This window comes from Acinetobacter sp. S40 (genome assembly GCF_016624705.1).
Taxonomy (GTDB): domain Bacteria; phylum Pseudomonadota; class Gammaproteobacteria; order Pseudomonadales; family Moraxellaceae; genus Acinetobacter.
Genome location: NZ_JACVTU010000011.1, coordinates 17,571 through 38,820, shown reverse-complemented (window position 1 = coordinate 38,820; position 21,250 = coordinate 17,571). Strand labels below are relative to the sequence as shown.

At 39.4% G+C, this 21,250-nt stretch carries 22 protein-coding genes; 10 read left to right on the top strand and 12 right to left on the bottom strand.

Annotated elements, in window-relative coordinates; translation table 11 throughout:
- The first annotated feature begins 93 nt into the window (after window positions 1-93).
- Window positions 94-441, top strand: coding sequence for a gamma-glutamylcyclotransferase family protein (locus tag IAE19_RS12740; RefSeq protein WP_200461295.1), 348 nt, complete (start codon window positions 94-96; stop codon window positions 439-441).
- A gap of 34 nt (window positions 442-475) precedes the next feature.
- Here the strand turns inward: IAE19_RS12740 and IAE19_RS12735 are convergent, their stop codons facing one another.
- Window positions 476-763 (bottom strand): peptidylprolyl isomerase, encoded by a 288-nt coding sequence (locus IAE19_RS12735; protein ID WP_200461294.1) that lies wholly within the window; start codon window positions 761-763, stop codon window positions 476-478.
- Window positions 764-796: 33 nt separating this feature from the next.
- Complete coding sequence (gene mutM, locus IAE19_RS12730; RefSeq protein ID WP_200461293.1) at window positions 797-1,621, bottom strand: bifunctional DNA-formamidopyrimidine glycosylase/DNA-(apurinic or apyrimidinic site) lyase; 825 nt, start codon at window positions 1,619-1,621, stop codon at window positions 797-799.
- A gap of 118 nt (window positions 1,622-1,739) precedes the next feature.
- Here mutM and IAE19_RS12725 point away from each other — a divergent pair, with 118 nt between their 5' ends.
- From IAE19_RS12725 to IAE19_RS12710, 4 genes are all read left to right on the top strand, one after another.
- A complete protein-coding gene (locus IAE19_RS12725; RefSeq protein ID WP_200461292.1) occupies window positions 1,740-2,306 on the top strand; it encodes a DNA-3-methyladenine glycosylase in 567 nt (188 codons plus the stop codon).
- 152 nt (window positions 2,307-2,458) lie between these two features.
- Window positions 2,459-4,603: a TonB-dependent receptor family protein gene (locus IAE19_RS12720; protein WP_200461291.1), complete on the top strand. Its 2,145-nt coding sequence runs from the start codon at window positions 2,459-2,461 to the stop codon at window positions 4,601-4,603.
- A gap of 26 nt (window positions 4,604-4,629) precedes the next feature.
- Window positions 4,630-5,745: an NADH:flavin oxidoreductase/NADH oxidase gene (locus tag IAE19_RS12715; RefSeq protein ID WP_200461290.1), complete on the top strand. Its 1,116-nt coding sequence runs from the start codon at window positions 4,630-4,632 to the stop codon at window positions 5,743-5,745.
- 61 nt (window positions 5,746-5,806) lie between these two features.
- Window positions 5,807-6,730 carry an AEC family transporter gene (locus IAE19_RS12710; RefSeq protein ID WP_200461289.1) on the top strand — a complete coding sequence of 308 codons (924 nt, stop codon included), beginning with the start codon at window positions 5,807-5,809 and terminating at the stop codon, window positions 6,728-6,730.
- A 45-nt stretch (window positions 6,731-6,775) separates the two neighbouring features.
- On the opposite strand, the gene IAE19_RS12705 is transcribed toward IAE19_RS12710, so the two are convergent.
- The 4 genes from IAE19_RS12705 to IAE19_RS12690 form a co-directional block, all read right to left on the bottom strand.
- Window positions 6,776-7,585, bottom strand: a complete 810-nt coding sequence (locus IAE19_RS12705; protein WP_200461288.1) for a tetratricopeptide repeat protein — start codon at window positions 7,583-7,585, stop codon at window positions 6,776-6,778.
- Between the two features lie 197 nt (window positions 7,586-7,782).
- Entirely contained in the window at window positions 7,783-8,490 is a 708-nt protein-coding gene (locus IAE19_RS12700; protein WP_200461287.1) for a DsbC family protein, read from the bottom strand.
- 206 nt (window positions 8,491-8,696) lie between these two features.
- Window positions 8,697-9,419, bottom strand: a complete 723-nt coding sequence (locus tag IAE19_RS12695) for a YgfZ/GcvT domain-containing protein (protein WP_200461286.1) — start codon at window positions 9,417-9,419, stop codon at window positions 8,697-8,699.
- Window positions 9,420-10,054: 635 nt separating this feature from the next.
- Window positions 10,055-10,249: a hypothetical protein gene (locus IAE19_RS12690; protein ID WP_200461285.1), complete on the bottom strand. Its 195-nt coding sequence runs from the start codon at window positions 10,247-10,249 to the stop codon at window positions 10,055-10,057.
- Window positions 10,250-10,796: 547 nt separating this feature from the next.
- On the opposite strand from IAE19_RS12690, the gene sbmA reads away from it, so the two are divergent.
- The gene (gene sbmA, locus IAE19_RS12685) at window positions 10,797-11,993 is read left to right on the top strand and encodes a peptide antibiotic transporter SbmA (RefSeq protein WP_200461284.1); all 1,197 of its coding nucleotides are present in this window, start codon (window positions 10,797-10,799) and stop codon (window positions 11,991-11,993) included.
- Between the two features lie 41 nt (window positions 11,994-12,034).
- Here the strand turns inward: sbmA and IAE19_RS12680 are convergent, their stop codons facing one another.
- Together IAE19_RS12680 and IAE19_RS12675 are read right to left on the bottom strand one after the other, a co-directional pair.
- Window positions 12,035-12,550, bottom strand: coding sequence for a chromate transporter (locus IAE19_RS12680; RefSeq protein WP_200461346.1), 516 nt, complete (start codon window positions 12,548-12,550; stop codon window positions 12,035-12,037).
- Between the two features lie 2 nt (window positions 12,551-12,552).
- On the bottom strand, window positions 12,553-13,122 hold the full coding sequence (locus IAE19_RS12675; RefSeq protein WP_413784521.1) for a chromate transporter: 570 nt from the start codon (window positions 13,120-13,122) through the stop codon (window positions 12,553-12,555).
- Between the two features lie 103 nt (window positions 13,123-13,225).
- Here IAE19_RS12675 and IAE19_RS12670 point away from each other — a divergent pair, with 103 nt between their 5' ends.
- Together IAE19_RS12670 and IAE19_RS12665 are read left to right on the top strand one after the other, a co-directional pair.
- The gene (locus IAE19_RS12670) at window positions 13,226-14,128 is read left to right on the top strand and encodes a LysR family transcriptional regulator (protein ID WP_200461283.1); all 903 of its coding nucleotides are present in this window, start codon (window positions 13,226-13,228) and stop codon (window positions 14,126-14,128) included.
- A 326-nt stretch (window positions 14,129-14,454) separates the two neighbouring features.
- Window positions 14,455-15,486 carry a hypothetical protein gene (locus IAE19_RS12665; protein ID WP_200461282.1) on the top strand — a complete coding sequence of 344 codons (1,032 nt, stop codon included), beginning with the start codon at window positions 14,455-14,457 and terminating at the stop codon, window positions 15,484-15,486.
- An 87-nt stretch (window positions 15,487-15,573) separates the two neighbouring features.
- Here the strand turns inward: IAE19_RS12665 and IAE19_RS12660 are convergent, their stop codons facing one another.
- Window positions 15,574-16,152 (bottom strand): DJ-1/PfpI family protein, encoded by a 579-nt coding sequence (locus tag IAE19_RS12660; RefSeq protein ID WP_200461281.1) that lies wholly within the window; start codon window positions 16,150-16,152, stop codon window positions 15,574-15,576.
- 255 nt (window positions 16,153-16,407) lie between these two features.
- Here IAE19_RS12660 and IAE19_RS12655 point away from each other — a divergent pair, with 255 nt between their 5' ends.
- Both IAE19_RS12655 and IAE19_RS12650 read left to right on the top strand, forming a co-directional pair.
- Complete coding sequence (locus IAE19_RS12655; protein ID WP_200461280.1) at window positions 16,408-17,178, top strand: hypothetical protein; 771 nt, start codon at window positions 16,408-16,410, stop codon at window positions 17,176-17,178.
- An 81-nt stretch (window positions 17,179-17,259) separates the two neighbouring features.
- On the top strand, window positions 17,260-17,769 hold the full coding sequence (locus IAE19_RS12650) for a hypothetical protein (RefSeq protein WP_200461279.1): 510 nt from the start codon (window positions 17,260-17,262) through the stop codon (window positions 17,767-17,769).
- 113 nt (window positions 17,770-17,882) lie between these two features.
- Here the strand turns inward: IAE19_RS12650 and gatB are convergent, their stop codons facing one another.
- The 3 genes from gatB to gatC all read right to left on the bottom strand — a co-directional run bounded on the left by gatB (window position 17,883) and on the right by gatC (window position 21,232).
- Complete coding sequence (gene gatB / locus IAE19_RS12645) at window positions 17,883-19,370, bottom strand: Asp-tRNA(Asn)/Glu-tRNA(Gln) amidotransferase subunit GatB (protein ID WP_200461278.1); 1,488 nt, start codon at window positions 19,368-19,370, stop codon at window positions 17,883-17,885.
- Window positions 19,371-20,849: an Asp-tRNA(Asn)/Glu-tRNA(Gln) amidotransferase subunit GatA gene (gene gatA / locus IAE19_RS12640; protein WP_200461277.1), complete on the bottom strand. Its 1,479-nt coding sequence runs from the start codon at window positions 20,847-20,849 to the stop codon at window positions 19,371-19,373.
- Between the two features lie 71 nt (window positions 20,850-20,920).
- Window positions 20,921-21,232 (bottom strand): Asp-tRNA(Asn)/Glu-tRNA(Gln) amidotransferase subunit GatC, encoded by a 312-nt coding sequence (gene gatC, locus IAE19_RS12635; protein WP_200461276.1) that lies wholly within the window; start codon window positions 21,230-21,232, stop codon window positions 20,921-20,923.
- Window positions 21,233-21,250: the final 18 nt, after the last annotated feature.

Genomic DNA, 21,250 nt, shown 5'->3' with positions numbered 1-21,250 from the left:
TATCTTTTAGTTGCGTTGGCTACTTGAGGTTTTTGTCGAAGGCCTTAAAATATGGCCACTGAAATATCAGCCAACGACAGGAAATGCTCAGAGATGAATCGACTTTTTGCTTATGGAACTTTATGTCCAGATCGTGAAAATGCACATATTCTGGGAAATATTGGCGGGCAATGGCAGAAGGCTTTTGTCACTGGCGTGGTTCATACTTTAGACTGGGGACCAGACCAAGGTCTTCCTGCCTTAGTCCTGGATGAAAATGCACCTAGAGTATCAGGATTGGTATTTAGCACCCATAAACTGGCTGAACATTGGTCAATGTTGGATGAGTTTGAGGGCTTTCAATATCAGCGTGTTAAAGTCATGGTTGAACTAGAAACTGGTGAAATGATTGAAAGCTGGACCTATCAGATGAACCCTCAAGCAAAGAGTTTGCAGCCATAACAGGATTTAAATTTTAATTCCCTTTAGAAATAGGCTAAGCAAATTCAGTTCTAAATTTAACTTCAAGTAAATGAAAACCAAATTGGCTTTTGATGGGACCCTGCAAGATTCGTTCTGCGGCAGTAAACACGATCTTGTCAATTACAGGAACCAGTTGTCCCTTTTTAACTTCCCCTAGTTCTCCACCGCGTTTGGCAGAGTTACAGGTAGAATACTGTTTGGCAATTTTGGCAAAATCAGCACCAGATAAAATTTTCTTTTTTAGCTGTTCTGCAAGATCTTTGTCTTTAACCAGAATATGTCGAACAATTGCAGTTTGCATGAGCATGTCTCCTAAGTCTGTTGAGGACAAATTTTAAACTTTAACGCGTTTTAGGGGCTGGCATTGTGGACAAAATACACTAGCACGTTGCCCAAGTTTTAGGTTTTCCAAGGGTGTTTCACAGTTTACGCACATTTCACCAGCTCGACCATATGCCAATAACGTCTGCTGAAAATAGCCATTTTCACCCACTGCATTGGTAAAGTCACGCAAGGTTGAACCTCCTAGCTCAATAGCAGATTTTAAGATGCGCTTGATTTCCACCACCAATTGAAAGACCTGCTTTTTTGTCAAACTATGGGCAGGTTGCGCTGGATGAATACCTAAATTAAACAGGCTTTCAGTGGCATAAATATTTCCAACACCCACCACCACGTGATTATCCATAATTGCAATTTTTATGCCGACTTGCTTGCTTTTGAGCTTTTGATAAAGATAATCCGCATTAAACTCATCACTTAAAGGCTCAGGGCCAAGTGGATTGAGTAGTTTAGTTTGGGATTCATCGTTCAGCCATAAAATACAGCCAAACCGACGCGGATCGTGGTAGCGTAACTGTGTACCGTCTTCAAAACTGATAATCAAATGATCATGTTTGCGTAATTCATCTTGTGCGGTGGCAAGCCGAAAACTACCAGACATACCCAAATGCCACAACATGTGATCCTGTTCGAACTCAGCCAGAATATATTTAGAACGTCTTTTTAAACCTGATAAACGTTGCCCTTGTAAGCGGATAATATTGTCTGGAATAGGCCAGCGTAAACGAGATTCACGGACTTGAACGATTTGCACACGTTGTTCTAACAAGGGCAATAAGCTAGTTTTTGTGGTTTCAACTTCAGGTAATTCTGGCATTTACGGCTCGATGAAATAATTCGGTGTTAATATGGGGGTGATTACATCAATTGCAAAATTGAGCTGTAAGTTGATGATTAGAGAGATCATCATTTTCCCACTCACTCATGGTAGCGTGATGTCAGAAATTTTACCATTAACATGGTTTCAGCGTGATACTTCAACTGTGGCAGAGCAATTGATCGGCTGTCAGCTTTGTGTACGTCAGAACAATGGTGAAATTCTACGGTGTACCATTAGCGAAACAGAAGCATATTTGGGCGTTCGCGATAAAGCTAGTCATAACTATGGCGGACGACGTACTCCACGAACCGAAATAATGTATAGCTCTGGTGGGCATATTTATGTCTATCTCATCTATGGGATGTATCACATGCTCAATCTGATTACGCAGACTGAACAAGAACCAGAAGGTGTGATGCTCAGAGCCGCTTTTTTTGCAGACTCTGTTTCTAAAACAGATTTTAAACGTTTATCTGGGCCAGGAAAACTTACTAAACAGTTGGATATTAGTGAAAAGTTTAAAGCCAAGACATTAGGTGTTGAAAATGGTTTATGGGTGGAAAATAAGATTGTCCAGCCAGATGTGGTTCGCGAAAAACGAGTTGGAATCGACTATGCAGAAGAAGCGAAAGACTGGCTAGAACGTTATTGTTGGAAAGATCATCCAAGTTTAAGCCGTTAAAATTTTGAACTATTAATCAAAATAACCAAACTGATATATTGAAAGTTGGCATGATTCGTTAAAATCGTTTTTTGTCGATATGTTAAACTTCATATACAAAATTATATAACAAATTCTTTTTGGGCTAATCGTTGATATTAAAGGATGACTGAATGCGCTTTATGCAATTCAATACATTATATTCTTCCATGTTTTTATTTACTGGGCTTAGTAGTTGCGCTGTATGGGCAGAAGTGCCAGAAGCTGTTGCATTACCGACTATTAAGGTAGAAGCAACGCGTACCGACACGACTTATTTGCAAACTCCAGCATCCGTTTTTCGAATTGATGCACCCAAGCAGGATGAAAGCTCTCAAGTTAATTTGACTGAAGTGGTTAAGGGCATTCCAAGTTTACAACTGCATAACCGTGAAAACTATGCACAAGATTTACAACTTTCCATGCATGGTTTTGGTGCACGTTCAACCTTTGGAGTGCGTGGGATTCGATTATATGTCGATGGCATTCCTGCGACTATGCCAGATGGTCAGGGACAAACTTCTAATATTGATTTGAGCAGTCTGGATCATATTGAAGTATTAACAGGACCTTTTTCGTCACTCTATGGTAATTCATCAGGTGGTACTCTGCTGACCACAACCAAAGAAGGTGAGGGCAAAGACTCAGTTGAATTGAGTTATTCGGGTGGCAGTCATGATAAAAACCGCGTAGGAATGGTGTTGCAGGGAGGCGCAAGCCAAGCCAACCAACCCAGTTATGTGATTAGTTCATCTTATTTCGATACTGATGGTTATCGAGATCATAGCGCTGCCAATAAAGTCCTGAATAATGCCAAATTGACCTGGAATCTTGAAGATGGTTCCAAAATTAACTGGATTACCAATTATTTAAAGATTAATGCCGATGATCCACAAGGATTGACGCGTGATCAATGGAACGCTAATCCAAAACAAGTGAATGATGCCCATAACATCTATGATGTTCGCAAAGAAATTGAACAGACACAAACTGGATTGACATGGTTAAAGCCATTAAATGATAAAAATGAACTGTACGCGATGGCTTACTTTGGCCAGCGGCAGGTTACTCAATATCAGTCCATTCCTCAATCTGCTCAGACCAATCCTCGTCATGCAGGTGGTGTAATTGAGTTTGATCGTAATTATTATGGAGCCGATCTACGTTGGACTGGCAAAGAGCTTCTTCCGAATGTAACCGTGAGTGCAGGTGTCGCACTGGATGCAATGGATGAAGATCGTCAAGGTTATGAAAATTTTACTTTAATGAACAATCAGCCGAGTTATGGGGTTAAAGGTAATTTACGCCGTGATGAAAACAATACGTTGTGGAATATTGATCCCTATTTACAGGCTTCATGGCAGTTTTTACCCACATGGCGTTTAGATACAGGCGTACGTTATAGCAACGTCCATTATAAATCGGATGACGATTATATTAGTGCCACCAATCCAGATGATAGTGGTAAGACGGATTATTCTAAAGTCTTGCCTTCAGCGGCTTTAAGCTGGCAAATTATTCCTGAGCTTTTGGCGTATGTAAGCTATGCCAAAGGTTTTGAGACACCCACCTTCACTGAAATGGCTTACAACACAGACGCGAGTATTTCAGGGTTTAATTTTAATCTAAAGCCCTCCAACAGTGATACCTACGAAGCGGGTTTGAAGTCACAAAATCCGCTAGGTGATTTTACTTTGGCAATTTTTCAAACTAAAACCAAAGATGATATTGTTTCAGCGGGAAGTGTGGATGGGCGGTCTACTTTCCGTAATGCAGATCAAACCTTGCGTGAAGGTGTAGAACTCTCATGGAATAAACAACTTTGGCGCGATCTGATCGCTACGGCAAGTTATGCTTATCTGGATGCAAAATTTGATAGCAATACCGCAGCAATTTATGACCAGAATGGCAAAGTCGTTGCCAAAGCCATTGATAAAGATGCTTATATTCCCGGAATTGCCAAAAATCAGGCGTATCTTGCATTGTCATGGAAACCGCAAACAGGTTTTTATGGTGGGGTCGATGCTCAATATAACGATAAAATTTACGTCGATGATCAAAATACAGACGCAGCACCAAGTTATACCGTTGTAGCCGCTTATGCAGGCTATGCATGGCAGTTACAAGACTGGAAAGTGAATGTTTTTAGCCGTGTGGATAACTTATTAGATAAAGACTATGCCGGATCAATTATCGTCAATGATGGTAATTCACGTTTTTTTGAACCTGCTGATGGACGTAACTGGAGTGCGGGTTTGAGAGTAAGTAAACAATTTTAATGAAAATTAATGTGCAGAGGTGACAGGTGGTAAAATTATTTGAAAGTATACAATTTGGTTCATTGGGCCTTAGCAATAAAATCGTGATTGCACCGATGTGTCAATATTCTGCAACAGATGACGGTGAAATCACGTATTGGCATGAACAGCAATGGGCCAATTATGCCCTTTCAGGAGCAGGTTTATGCATTATTGAGGCGTCTGCGGTACAACCACAAGGACGGATTAGTTATGCCGATGTGGGGCTTTGGAATGATACTCAACGAGACAAAATCAAAGTATTATTGGAGAAAATTCAACAACTTTCCCCAATTCCATTTGGTATACAACTAGCGCATGCAGGCCGTAAAGCTTCTACAGATAAACCATGGCTAGGCAAGGGGCAAATTGCGCCAGATCAACCCCATGGCTGGCAAACTTTGGCACCCAGTGAAATCGCTTTTGGTTCTCATGACTTGGCACCACATGCGCTTACTATTGATGAGATAAAACAAATTCAGGCAGATTTTGCGGCTGCGGCAGTTCGAGCCATGGAAGCTGGTTTTAAGCTTATCGAAATTCATGCGGCACATGGCTATTTATTGCATCAGTTTTTATCCCCTTTGTCGAATCAGCGTACCGATGAATATGGCGGGTCATTTGAGAATCGTATTCGCATGACGCTTGAAGTTCTTCAGGCGATTAAAACGGCTTTACCAAAGGATTTCCCGGTCGGTATTCGTATTTCTGCGACAGACTGGATGGAGCCTGCACATGGTTGGGATATTGAATCCAGTATTGGTTTATCTTTGGCATTGCAACAATTGGGTGCTGTCTACATCCATGTTTCCAGTGGCGGTTTACACGAACTTCAAGACATTAAAATTGGTGCGAATTATCAGGTACCTTTTGCTGAACAGATTAAATCCAAAGTTTCTGTTCCTGTCATTGCTGTAGGTTTAATTACAGAGCCTGAACAAGCTGAAGCTATTTTACAGAATGATCAAGCGGATGCGATTGCATTGGCCAGAGCGATTCAATACGATCCACGCTGGCCTTGGCATGCTGCTGCTGCTCTGGGGGCGGAAATTGAAATCTCACCACAATATCTGCGTTGTCAACCTCATGGTTTGAAACAGCTTTTTAAACCCTTTAGTGGTTAATCAAAACCAAGAAAGACTCAATCGAATTTGAGTCTTTCTTTTATTGAAAAAGGATGTCGATGTGGTTGTACAGGTGATCGTGCCGATTTTTTTGTTACTATTTGCAGGCTTTTTAAGTGTCTCTATTCGATTAATTTCACCCGACCAAATCAAGGCACTGAGCGCCTTCATTATTAAAATTGCTTTACCTGCTTTTTTGCTTTATGCCTTGTCCAATAAAAGCCTGAATGATATTTGGCATCCCTCTTATTTTGTCGCTTATGGTGGCGGTTCACTGATTATTTTTGCACTGGCATTTTATTGTTATCGTTACTGCTTTGATCATGCTCTTACGCCAACTGCCGTACTGGCGATGGGTGCATCGATGTCAAATACCGGCTTTATTGGAACGGCTGTATTGAGTCTGTTAATGGGATCACATGCTGCGATCTATATTTCACTGACGCTCATTTTGGAAAACTTATTGATATTGGCCTTAGTTTTAGCATTGGCAGAAGCAGGGCAACAAGAACAGCAACGTATCTGGCCTCTACTGCAAAAAACCGCCCAGAATTTGTTAAAGAATCCAGTTATTATTGCCATTATTTTGGGAATGGGGTGTATCCTTTTAGACCTTCAACTTCCTGCTTTAGTGGATCAATCTTTAGCACTATTGGGTAAAACGGCATCACCATTGGCCTTATTTGTTATTGGGGGGAGTCTGGTAGGAATGGGAATGACCGCTGTGAATCTGCAAAGTGGTTTGTTGGTGGCTTTCAAAGTGATATTGATGCCTTTGCTGATTTATAGTCTACTTCGTGTCTTGCCAGATGTCAGTCAGGAAATGTTATACGCAGGAACCATTTTGGCTGCGTTACCAATGCCAATCGCCTTTGGAATTTTTGGTCAGGCTTATGGTTTAAATGAACGAGCTTTAACCCCGCTTATGCTCAGCACTATTCTGGGCTTTGTAGGGGTGAGTGGATTGATTGTGTTATGGTGGTGAGTGATTTTGCCTCGATCATTGAGGCAAAATCATATGTTGTTTCATTTAGCTTTTTGCTTTTGGAGCAGGTGCTTTTGCTTTTTCAGCAATAAGTTTATCGACCGCAGCCAGTGATTCTTTAGCCTGAGGTACATTATCCTGAGCTAAAGCAGCAAAAATTTTTCGGGCTTCTGGTAAATTTTGTGGAACAATATTCCCATTAGTCATCATATTTCCGACTGCCATCAGGGCAGGAATATAGCCTTTTTTAGCCAGACTTTCGATGCTGGCTAAACCAACCTTAATCGCGGCTTCATTCTTGGTTTTAAAGCCATTACTAATGTCATAAATCGCTTTTAGGTGCATTGCACGATAATTATTTTTGTTAATTAAAGGTTGTAGCTTTTGTAAAGCTAATTTATTCGATGCATCTTTATTTTCAGCAAATAACAAAACTGCCAGTTCTATGGTTGCTTCATCCAGACCTGCACTCGACGCTTTTTCCAGATAGTCACGTCCTTTTTTTACATCTTTAGTAACACCTAGTTCGCCTGCCATATAAATTTGCGCAAGCCGATAAGTTGCAACAGGATAACCTTTATTGGATGCTTCTTCGTAAGCAGCGAATGCTTTTTTGGAATCCTGAGCCGTACCTTGTCCTAACTCACTCATAAATCCCTGATTATAAATCGCTTGAGCATTACCTGTTTTCGCTAAACGATCCATTTCCTGATATGCAGCATTATAGTTTTTATCTTTATACAGTTGTTCAGCTTTAGCAAACGGATTATTTGCTGCGCCTGTTTGAGATGCTGTTTCCGCAGCAAATGTGGTTGAAGATAAAGCAATAAGACCCGCGAGAAGAAGTTTTTTCATTTTAAAATCCTGTTGTCATACTTACATCATTCCATTGATGCACAATATGGGGGTTACATCGTGAATCATCATCATAAAAGCTTTATAGGGAATGTAAATATAAAAATTGCGATTGAATGTGTAATTTTTTTACAGGTCATTGCTTAATAATTGATTAAATATGGGAAGTTCAAATGTTTCTAAACTTCCCCCGTAATTTACTTGGTTTCATCTAAAAGCTGATTTAATTCATCTGCTTCCATTGCACCGGTAATTCGGTTGCCATTTTTAAGGAACATAGTCGGCGTTCCGCTAATTTTTAAATGTTTGCCCAATTCAAGATTCTTCTGAATAGGCGTCTGACAGCTAGCAGATTTTGCGGGTTGTTTTTTATTTAGCAGATAATTTTCCCATGCAGTGTATTGGTCTTTGGCACACCAAATCTGGGTGGCTATATTTTCAGCATTAGGATGTAATCCTTTGAGTGGATATAAAAATAAATAAATCGTGACATTATCGACCGATGCCATCTGCTTTTCTAGGCGCTGACAATAAGGACAGTCAGGGTCACTAAAGAGATAAAGTGTACGTTGTCCATTTCCTTTGACATGTTTAATCGCCTGATTTAATGGCAAAGTGGAAACATCGATTTTCTCAAGTTTCTGCAAACTGTCTTCAGTTAAGTTTTTCTGATTTTTGTTGTCGATCAAATTGCCTATAAAAAAGTAATTGGCATCATCATTGGTATAGACAATTTGCCCGCCCATGTATACTTCATAAATATCTTTTAATGGGGTGTTCTGTACAGATTGCGCAGGAATATCTGGAAAATTCTTTTTTAGATTTTGCTGAACAGTTGCAATATTGGCATGGGTCAGAGAGATACTAAATAAACTTAGCGTAAATGCGCTCAATAAAAATTTCATGATGTATTCCACAATAAAAAGCCGTTTGATCATGCCAAAAAACGATGAAAAACAATAGTAAAGAAATGTGTTTGACTATTTGTGGAATGACATGTTCTGTCTGTTTATTTGTCCAAACAGAACGTCTATTTATATGATTTACGACTAGACGTTCTGCTCTTAGACGACGCTATGTTTTTTTTCTACAGATAGAGCATTTATCAGCACTATTGCTGTCTTGCGACATCACCGCTCAAATATTCTGGTAAATCCAAGACAGTTAGGCTTAACTCTTCAATCGCCGCGGGTTTTCCTACGACTAGTGCTTTATAGCCGCCTTCAACTGCAATACTATTGACCACTTCAACATCATTACTTAATTTTGTCGCAGGAGCAGGGACTTCACCATTTCCCAAGACTAAATGCAGCCAATGTTTAGGTTTTGCCTTAAACCAGAGACGTGCAATGATTTCCTGTCCTAAGTAGCAACCCTTGTCATAATGTACACCTTCACGCTGGTGTAAACGCAACTCTTGAGGTTGAAACTCATGTTCAGTTACCTGAGAAATCCATGCCTGACCAGATTCGATGCTTTGTAATTGCCAAGCGTTAACATCTGTTTCGGCTGTTGAAAATTCGCTGCTTTTTTCTATTATTGTCGGAAACACCGTGCCTGTTTCCTCAAGTTTCATCTTGGAAAAAGCACCGTATTTGCGGATATGTTTAGCAAACTCTTCACTTTGATCCTGAGTGGTTACAATTTGAAAGCTTTCGGAAGATTGTTTTGTTAACCATAACCCAAAATGGATACGACCCTTTAAATCACAAATGGCGGTATAACGAGTACTATTTTCAGATAAAGCGTCTACATTGACCGTGACTTGGCCTTGTAAAAATTTTTGTGCATCAACACCATTGAGTGAAAATGAAGCGAAAGCTAAATTGCTCATAAGATAATTTTGAACCCATCATTTATTCCCAAGAATAGACTCTATTCTGCGCCATTTCTCTAAAAAAATCAGCTTTATTCCCTCAGGTTTTAAGTACTAAATGAAAACTAATCTCAACGAAGGTTGTGGCTAATCCAGACGTAATGGGAAACTTAATAGGTTCACTATAACCTTAAAGATAGAGTCTAAGAATATTGAAAATTTTCGAGATTAGAAGAAAATGAGATGAAATAAATTGAAAAAATAAGGGATGTGGGAAAAATTTTTCTTAGATTTTAAGTTTTTTGAGATAAATTTCCAATAGTGTTAGATAAAATGCTTAATTCGGAAAACAATCTCTCCCGATTCTATCTAAACTATTTTACAAGGTCAGGAACAAAAGTTCCGCAGGGGATCGAAAAGAGCAGCATGCACCGAAACGTATAACGTAAGTGTGTACTCACCCAAAAGGTCTCGATTCGGCTTAGGACGCTATAAATCAAAAGTTTATAGGCAAAGGTTATGACTTATAAAGTCATGAGTGTTGAAGCAAACCCACAGTGTTTTCCCTTGACCCAAAAATTTATTTCAGTATCTGACAGAACCCTTAATTCTATAAAAATCTAAAGAACTTCACTTTACAATCAATAAAATATTTAAAGTTTGTGCCAAGTCTTACCTTCCTGATCTAAAGCGATAGTGAACGAAAAACCATCATCATCTGATACCAATAAAGAGTTGGGTGTTGGCATCATGACTTTAAGCACAGTGCCTTTTTCAAAAATCTTAGGTGCAAAGTTTTCTTTATGTAAAGTAATAGTTTCAAGAAGTTCGATTGCTTTTAAATCCATAAGAGTTTATTCCTGTTTTTCTAATGTATACATTCCATTCATTGTATATCACATTCCAGCAATTTTTGATTAATATCTGACAAATAAAATCATTTATAGCGATCAATTTTTTTAAAGTTAAATTTATATTTTTTAGAGAGATATGAGATTTTTTAGATATATTAAAACGATAAAACCGCTATTTTTATTTTAAAAAAAATAACTAAAATCTGTTATAAAATATTGCCTATTTACCGAATTGGAGCATGCAAATAACACCATTTTTTATTCTTTTAAGTTCTGATAAATAATGCTTTAAAAAAAAGAATCTTGTAGTCATGAAAATTAAGAAGTCTTAGCTCTAAAGTTTCTAGAAAATATAATTCAATATAAAAAATAGAAATCAAACTCATCAGTATAGATGTGTGCTTGTGTAATTCACCTAAAAAGAGCTATATAGAGCTTTACATAAATAACAAAGAACAGACAGTTATTTCGGCGGAATTTAAGATTTCGATCTTAATTTCTATCCCAACGATAGTGCGTAAAAAAGGAATATCGCAACTTCATGTTCAAGTCATTTTTTCCGAAACCGAAATGGTTTTTTTTGTCGTTGATTTTCTGGTTTGTAATCAATATCGTGCTTTGGTACGCAGGTGGCAAAGAATGGGGGGAGTTTTTAGGCTTTAGCAAAGGCTATGCAGAAGCTGAACTTCCAATAGGTGTGAGTCGGTTCTGGTCACCTGCTTTTTTATGGTTTTACCTCTGGTTTTTTGTCGCGACCACCTTGTTTGCATTGTTCTGGAAAATGCTTTCAGATAATCCGTGGCAGAAATGGTCAGTTTGGGGTTCAGCCTTTATTTTGTTTAATATTTGGTTTGGCGTACAGGTTAGTGTTGCAGTGAATGCATGGTATGTACCGTTTTGGGATTTGATTCAAAATATGCTGACCCATGGTGGTGGAAATATCATAGATTTGTATAAAGAAACCATGGTTTTTCTTTATATCGCTATGGTGGGTGTGACCCTTGCAGTGGTAAATGCCTTTTTTACCAGTCACTACGTCTTTCGCTGGCGTACGGCAATGAATGATTATTACACGGCCAATTGGGAAAAACTAAGACATGTTGAAGGCGCTTCACAACGTGTGCAAGAGGACACCATGCGTTTTGCCACGATTCTGGAGGATTTGGGGGTAGAGCTGGTAAAAGCCATGATGACTTTAATCGCATTTCTACCTTTACTTTTTCAATTGTCAAAATATGTTCCCGTCATTCCTGTTGTGGGAGAATTGAATCATTCCTTGGTTTGGGCCGCAATTGTTTGGGCTGTTTTTGGTACGGTGTTATTAATGGTCGTTGGCATCAAATTGCCTGGATTACAATTTAATAATCAAAAGGTTGAAGCAGCATATCGTAAGGAGCTGGTCTATGGTGAAGATCATGCCGATCGTGCGCAACCTGCCACTTTAAAAGAGCTATTTAGTCGAGTGCGTAAAAACTATTTTCGTCTTTATTTCCATTACGCTTATTTCAATTTAGTAGCAACTTGGTACAGCCAACTGGATATTTTATATAGTCTGGTTGTGTTGTTTCCTTCCATTGCTGGAGGAAAAATGACATTGGGCTTAATTAATCAAATTGGGAATGTCTTTGATAAAGTTCGTCAATCATTTCAGTATTTGATTAGTTCATGGAAAACCATTATTGAATTACTTTCTATTCATAAACGTTTAAAAGCCTTTGAATCCATTCTAGATAAATAAATCACGACCCGCGAAAGCGGGTTTCTTATCAGGATTTGAAATTAGAGTAGAACAATACCCAAAGTTGCACCAAGTAACATGACCCAAAGAGGATGGATTTTTTTAAATAAACCCAAAAGCGCAGTCAAAATAACAATCAAGACCAATACCGTATTTTGTGCAGATGCCTGAGCAATCATCCATGCGCTGACCAGAACCAAACCTACCGTGATAGGTTTCAGTGCTTTTTCAAAACGACGTCTAAAAGGATGATCTTTAAAACGTTGCCAGAATTTTAGTGCATAGACCGTAATCATCGATGAAGGACCAAATTTCGCCAACGATGTCACCAATAAACCAGCAGGACCCGCAACATGCCAGCCAATAAGAGGGACGATCATCATATTTGGTCCTGGTGCAGCCTGTGCCATCGCAAACAATGAACTAAACTGTTCAGTGCTCATCCAGTGATGAATGTTCACCACCTGATGTTGCATTTCAGGGAGAATGGCATTGCCGCCTCCAAATGCTAAAACAGAAAGCTGAGTGAATACTACGGCTAGAGTCATCAGTACCAAGATCATGATCTTTTCACTCCCAGAATCAAAACGTTAATGGTGAGTAAAATAAGTAAGGTCAAAGCCAGCGGTAGCTTAAATAACAACATAAAGATGAATGTCAGTGTAATCGTCAACAGTGTTAGTTTGCTTTTTAAAATAGGACGAAGCATTTTGAAACCAGTGGCAAATAAAAGTCCTGCAGCTGCAGCCGCTAATCCTTGAATAAGATGTCGTACTACCGTTAAGTACTGAAAATGTTCATACACTTGGTAGATGATTAATACGATCACAGTCGGCGCAAAAATAAGTCCAAGTACAGAACTGATGGCGCCTTTAATACCTTGAAACTGCATGCCAATAGCCACTGACATATTAATGATATTGCCGCCGGGCAATAACTGACAAACGCCTAGGAGGTTGGTAAATTGACTTTCATCCAGCCATTTTTGTTGTTCCACAATCATGCGATGTGCTAGCGGTAACACTCCGCCAAAACCCATCAAACCTAAGGTCATAAATCCGGTAAATAAAGCCTTGCAATCAGGAGTTATCGATTGTTCACTCGCTATTGGCATGGCTTGAATTTTCACTACGTCACCTTTCATTGTCTCCGCTGATAGGGATAGCATGAGCGGATTGTGGTATATTTACCAATGCTATTTTTGGCATAAAACATACTAAAAAAGTATAGCTATGATTGATATACATAAACTGAATGCTTTTGTTGCTGTGGTTGAAGAAAGTAATATATCTAAAGCTGCGGTTAGGCTTCATATGCAGCAGCCTCCGTTGACCAGATTAATGCAAAGTCTTGAGCAGGAACTCGATAGCCAGCTCCTAAAACGATTGCCGCGTGGAGTAGAGGCGACCGAAGCAGGTAAAGTGCTTTATCAAGAGGCGCTTACAATTTTAGCTCATGCCCAGTCAATTCCTAGACGGGTTCAAAATATAGCGCAGGGCAAAGAAGGACAGCTGAATGTGGGGTTTACTCATTCGGTTGGATTGCATCCCTTTTTGCCCACCGTATTAAGAGCATTTCGTGATCAATTTTCACAGGTATCTATTCATCTGGAAGAAGAAAGTAGCAGCGCCTTAATTGATGCCGTTATCAATGAAAAGCTAGATATCGTATTCTTACGTAAACCTGCTGCTATGCAGAAGAAATTACATAGTCAACATATATTAAACGAACCATTAATGGTGGCTTTACCAAATAATCATACATTAGCTCAAACTGATGGAGCTATTCATTTATCAGATTTGGAACCTTACGAATTTGTTCTCTATCGGCGTTTAGGTGGACAGGATTTATTTGATAATATTATGGCAAGTTGTTATCAAGCTGGTTTTAGTCCTCACGTTGTGCAGGAAGCGCCTCGTTTGACCTCCAGTCTAAACTTGATTGCGGCAGGCATTGGTTTGTCTATTGTGCCTGCATCTATTCAAGATTTCTGGAACAAGCAGATTATTTATAAAGTACTTGAAGCCAAAAAACCGTGTATTGCACCGATCTATGCTATTTACCGTGCAGACCAAATGAATATTCGGGTTCAGCATATTTTATCCTTGCTGCAAGTATCTGAGGATAAGGAGTGAGATCAAGAAAGAGATAACCATGAATCTTGCAACATTTAAGTAAGCACAACTTCTGCATAGACTTCAAGCTTCTGATCATTAGAAATTGCACCAAAGTGAATAAATTCACCTGATTCCATATTTGTATGAAAAACTTAACATATAGCTAATTGATCGATATTTCATTCATTATGAGTGAATAGAAAAAAGTTGGCATTTTATTACTTGTTTTGAATACACCATCAAATTTGATTTATTTATTTTTCAATAAAAATCAGATCATTATGTTTATTTTGGGATGAGTTTTGCTATATTTTAGCGATAAAAAAGAACTGAGAAAAAGTAACGTGAAATCTAAATTAGGGATATGGCTGGGGTTGAGTGTCTTATTGTTACAGGGATGTGCTTCTACACCTAAAAACACTCGTATCGAAACAATGCAAAATTTTACTTCAGCTCAGGATTTAATTGTTCAAAAACAATTAAACGGGACCACAGGAACATCCAGAGCGTATATTTACGACTGGGGGCAACAACAGACTGGAGCGGAACCAGAATCCCTTTATCCACGTAAATATTTAAGTCAGTATTGTCATGCGAATGGCGGTAAATTTTCTTTATTGCATCGTAGCAATTTGAACTTGGTAAAAGACAATAATTCCAGAAAAATATTAGCCGCCAATAGCAGTGTTAAGCAAGGGATTGGTGCATATCAATGTGATCAGGGCGTTGGAAAAAGCTGGATTGTGTCAATTGAGCCTGTTGCAGAAAGTAAAAGTAGTGAGATGGATAAAGCTGCAATTCGTTCAGTGAATTTGCAAACCAGAATAATGTCATTAGAGGAAAGTAAGAACTTTTACAGTAAAAATAATATAGCTTTAAACGCTGTATCTAAAAGAGTAGTTACTAATCAGACCTCGACCAAGAACAATAAACATCTGATTGAAAAAGATATGGACACTAAAAAAGAAGTTGATCTTAAAAGAGAGGCAGATGCCAAAAAAGAGTTAGAGGCTAAAAAAGAGACTAAAAACAGTAATGAACCACAGCTAAAAAGTTCTGAAAAAGTGGCGGAAACACCCCAATCACAGCAGTTAAAATATTATGTGGCAGCACGTAAGGATTTGACCAAAGGTCAAAATCAGATCGTTGCCTGTAATAATGCTGAAAAAGCTTACAGTTATGGCAAGTTGTACAATACAAATGGAAGTAATGTATATGCTGAGTCGGGCGTATTGGTTGCAAAATGCCTAACCCATGTATCTGCTTATAAAAGCCGATTTAGCAATCCCAAAGCACGAGCTGTTGGGATTTTACAAAATCTTGCCACGAATCAGAATCATGCGGGTGCCAAAAATATGCTTAAGCAAATTCAATAAGCCTCGAGTTACTTATTCTTTCGTTTAAGTTTGGCCGTAAATGCGAAGTTTAAACGAAGGGGGATTTAATGAAGCTGATGATTTGGCTTAAAGTATGATTTTAGCCCCTAGAACTTTAACAAACTGTGACAGCCAGGCAGGATGAGCGGGCCAAGCAGGAGCGGTTACTAAATGTCCATCTGTGACTGCTTCTGTAACAGCAATATCTGCATATTGACCCCCTGCTAATTTTACTTCAACTGCGCAAGCAGGATAGGCTGAGCATAAGCGTCCACGAATAATATCTGCTGCGGCCAATAATTGAGCGCCATGACAGACGGCGGCAATCGGCTTTTGTGCGTTGTCAAACTCACGGACAATTGCCACTACACGTTCATTCATTCGTAAATATTCAGGTGCACGTCCACCTGGAATGACTAACCCGGCATAATCCTGTGTGTTGACTGCATCAAAATCATAATTAATGGCAAAATTATGGCCGCGTTTTTCGCTATAGGTTTGATCACCTTCAAAATCATGAATCGCCGTTGCAATATGATCACCTGCTTTTTTTTCAGGGCAAACGGCATGCACGATATAACCCAAGCCTGTTAAAAACTGAAAAGGAACCATAGTTTCATAATCTTCTGCATAGTCGCCAACGAGCATTAAAATTTGTTTGGACATGCGTTATCCTCTTTTGTTGTGTTTATGGTCAAGAAGTACAAAGGAAACATTGATATAAAGTTTTTATTAACCATAACATAAGCATCGATATGATTTAAGAGCTTTGAACAGTCACTTTAGTCGAATAAAATTAAACCATTTAGTCTTTACCAATCCATGAATGATTATTGATATATAGGCTCTAGGTCTGGTTAAAACATCTGAGTAAATACAAGATGTAAAGTAAAAGATAGAACATAAAAGACGGATTAGAATATGAAGTACGATAAAAAAATTTCTGCACGATTGATCTTAACCATATTGGGCAGTTGCATGATGGTTAAAGTTTATGCAGCACCACTCAAGATTCTTGATTTTAATCAAAAGCAGCTAAATGCAGTTGAGCAGCGGCAAATCTGTCAACAGGCAAAACAACTTTGTGAGCAACCTGAAAAATGGCGAAGTCTTAAAACACCAGATCAAAAATTATGGTTACTTGTGAAAGATCATATTGCTGTGTTTACATCCTCGCAGACAGGTTTAAAGCTGGATCGACAATGGGAAATTCCTCTTGTTGAAAAAAATAAGGATGTTGATGAACAACCATTTATTTTTCCTAAACTTTTTCTAATGACTCAGACTCGTTATGCCATCGCTATGATTTCACCTTTTTCAGAAATGTATTCAGGTGGAGGGGCCAATATCGAACGTGCCAGTTTTTATGAATTGCTCGACAATGGTAAAACTAATCGCTTTATAACAGATTATCCCTTTAGTTTTAGTCGCATGATTCGTGCCTGTTTTTCCGAGCAAGACTATGAACAGTCTAAAGGCAAATGCCATGATGAAGATGGTCTAAGTCTGGATATTCGTCCAGTCAAACCGATGCTTTGGCAATTCCGTTATTTTTATCGCTTGGAGGTGTCACCTGCATCAGACTCAGACGAGAAATCATATAAAGGCAGTCGCAATCTGAATATTAATTTAAATCAAGCACCACGCCAGCCCAACATTCCAGAACAGTGGAATTATGCAGGGCAAGGCTAAGCGGTTTATTTACAGCCTACTAACAGATATAACGACTATATTTGTGATAGAAATAGGAAATTGTTGATTGGAGTTAAACTGATGTCACGCCTGTATTCTGTGGTGCGCCGTAAATTTTCTTATTTTGGGCATTCGCTTTTAATGGTTAGCGCTTTAGGCGGTACGGCACAAATGGCGAATGCTGGCCCTACGGTTGATCAACTCAGTGATTGTTTAGTTAAATCAACCACCGTGGCAGATAAAACGACTGTATTACAATGGACATATGCTGCTTTGTCAGTACATCCAGATTTAAAAGCATTTAGTAATATTACCCCTGCACAAAAAGATCAACTTGATCAAAAACTAGCGCAAGTGTTACAGCGAATTATCGTTGAGCAATGCTCTGCACAGACCAAAGCGGTGATTCAGACTGAAGGTCTACAGGCGGTTGGACAGAGTTTTCAGCAGCTCGGGCGTGATGCTGGTGAAAGCATTATAAAAGATCCTGCGGTAAGTCAGCAGTTACAAGGTACGTTGCGTTATATTGATTTAAATAAGATTGCTATGACGTTTTTGACACCAGGTTTATTAAATAAAATTGGGTTGTAAAAATACAAAAACTTTAGCGTTGAATTTTGGCCTAAAGCTGTTTTTAAATATTTTTTGAAAACTTTAAGAACAATCCGCTATAAAGCGGGTTGTTCTTTTGAAATTTGACCAGTTTAACCAATCAATTTCTTCATTAATTCATTCACTTGAGCAGGGTTGGCTTTGCCTTTCGATGCTTTCATCACTTGACCGACAAGACCGTTAAAGGCTTTTTCCTTGCCAGATTTATATTCTTCAACCATTTTTTCATTGGCTGCTAAAACGTCTTTGATGATAGCTTCAATTGCACCCGTATCAGTTTCTTGCTTCAGGCCTTTTTCGCTAATAATGTCATCAGCAGATTTGCCTTCATCCCACATAAATCCAAAGACTTGCTTGGCAATTTTACCACTGATGGTGTTATCGACAATACGAGCAATCATGCCACCAAGTAATTCGGCAGACACTGGTGAGTCCGCCAATTCTAGACCTGCTTTGTTTAAAGCGCCTGAGAATTCACCCATCACCCAGTTTGCGGCAATCTTCCCTTGGGTTGCACCACCAGAAGCAGCCACAACCGCTTCATAGAAATCGGCCATTTCACGAGAGAGCGTCAATACATGCGCGTCATATTCAGTCACAGCGAAGTTGGCGATGAAACGTTCACGGCGTGCAGCAGGAAGTTCTGGCATGGTGGCTTTAATGGCTTCAATTTGCTCATTCGCAATGATCACAGGTAACAAATCTGGATCAGGAAAGTAGCGGTAATCGTTCGCTTCTTCTTTTGAGCGCATTGAACGAGTTTCCATTTTGTTTGGATCAAACAGACGGGTTTCTTGGTCAATGGTGCCACCATATTCCAAAATTTCCATTTGACGTTCAATTTCAACATTGATCGCTTGTTCAATGAAACGGAATGAGTTGAGGTTTTTTAACTCACAACGTGTACCAAAAGGCTCACCCGGACGACGTAATGACACGTTACAGTCAGCGCGGAACGAACCTTCTGCCATATTGCCGTCAGAAATACCCAACCAACGTACAAGTGTGTGAATCGATTTGATATACGCCACAGCTTCTTCAACCGAGCGCATATCAGGTTCAGATACGATTTCAAGTAATGGTGTACCAGCACGGTTTAAGTCAATACCTGACTGACCTTCAAACTGATCATGGATCGATTTACCCGCATCTTCTTCAAGATGCGCCCGAGTAACACCAATACGCTTTACTGTGCCATCTTCAAGCTGAATATCAATATGACCCAAACCGACAATTGGATTGTCCATTTGGCTGATCTGATAGCCTTTAGGAGAGTCTGGATAAAAGTAATTTTTACGTGCAAATACAGAAGCTTGATCGATATAGGCATCAATTCCCAAACCAAAACGAATGGCAAGATTCACCACTTCTGCATTGAGTACTGGAAGCACTCCTGGCATAGCCAGATCAACCAAACTGGCTTGTGTATTGGGATCCTGACCAAATTCAGTTGATGAACCTGAGAAGATTTTAGATTGAGTTGCAAGTTGCGTGTGAATCTCAATCCCGATCACCACTTCCCAGCCATCAATAAGATTTGATTTTGGCTTTTTCTGTGCTGTTTTTGAGGTATTGGTCATTTATGCATTCTCCTCAGCAATTGCCGCACGTTGGGTGTGGAAGTTTGTGTCTTGTTGATATTGATGCACAATTGATAGCAATTGTGATTCTGACCAATAATTGCCAATGAGTTGCAAACCAACAGGAAGGCTGTTGCTATCAACTCCCACAGGTGCATTAATTGCAGGTAAACCTGCCAAGTTCACTGCAAGGGTATAAATATCACCCAAATACATTTCCACAGGAGTTAAATCTGCGCCAATTTTATAAGCAGTCGTAGGGGCGGAGGGTGCTGCAATTACATCAACACTTTCAAATGCTTTTAAGAAATCCTGCTGGATCAAACGGCGTACTTTTTGTGCTTTGACATAATAAGCATCGTAATAACCCGCAGAAAGGGCATAAGTACCGATCAAGATTCGACGTTGCACTTCAGCGCCAAAACCTTCAGAACGTGAACGCTTATACAAGTCCATCAAATCCACTGGATTTTCACAACGATAGCCATAACGAACGCCATCATAACGTGATAGGTTAGATGATGCTTCGGCAGGTGCGATCAAGTAGTAGGTTGGTACATAGCTTTCAGTCATTGTGAGATCAATCTCAACCAGAATTGCCCCCATGTCTTCGAGTTTTTTTAATGATTCTTCAACACGCGCTTTTACTTCAGGGGCTAAACCAGCCACATTGAAGTATTGCTTTGGAATCCCAATGCGTAAGCCTTTTAACGATGTTGACTTCAAGTTTGCCACATAGTCATCTACTTCTTTATCAACAGAAGTTGAATCTTTGGCATCATGACCTGCAATGACATTCATCAAGTACGCACAGTCTTCAGCAGAACGAGCCATTGGTCCGCCTTGATCAAGCGACGATGCATAAGCAATCATACCGAAACGAGATACACGGCCATAGGTTGGTTTTAGACCTGTCAAACCGCAGAATGATGCAGGCTGACGAATTGAACCGCCTGTATCCGTACCCGTCGCGAAAGGTGCAAGATCAGCCGCGACAGCTGCCGCAGAACCACCTGATGATCCCCCAGGTACACGATCCAATGCCCATGGATTTTTGGTCGCACCAAAATATGAACTTTCTGAGGTTGAACCCATGGCGAATTCATCCATATTCACTTTACCTAAAGTGACTAAACCTGCAGCTTTTGCTTTGGCAACCACAGTAGCATCATAAGGTGAAATGAAGTTGTCTAGCATTTTTGAACCCGCAGTGGTTTTAATCCCTTGAGTACAAAAAATATCTTTATGCGCTAGAGGAATGCCTGTTAGCACAGTAGCGTGACCTGTTTTTAACGCTGCATCTGCTGCATCAGCCTCAAGCAATGCTTGTTCAGGCGTCACAGTCACATAACTTTTAATTTGCGTATCCAGTTTGGAAATACGATTAAGATAATGTTGAGTCAATTCGCGTGAAGAAAACTTGGCTTGACTCAGGCCTTCGGAAAGCTCGCGAATAGATAAGCGATGTAAATCTGTCATAAGTGAAAATTCTTTATCTTCAAATTCTAAAATATAAGGAGATGAATTAAAAATGATTCATCTGTTTTTAACTATTCAATGACGCGTGGAACCAGATATAACCCGTCTTGCGTTTCAGGTGCAACTGCCTGATATTCATCACGATGATTTGTTTCAGTCACCAGATCAGCACGTAAAGGTTGGGGATGATCAAACGGACTTTTCAGGGGTTCAACACCATCAGTATCAATGCTTTTTAGGCTTTCCATCATGTCTAAAATTTTATTTAGACTTTGAGCATAGTCGCTAGATTGCGTATCATTGAGCGACAATCTAGCAAGATTGGCAATTTGAGATACGGTTTGTGCATTTAAATCTGAATGCTGAGCATCCGATGTAGACATAACATCACCTAAGTCTGT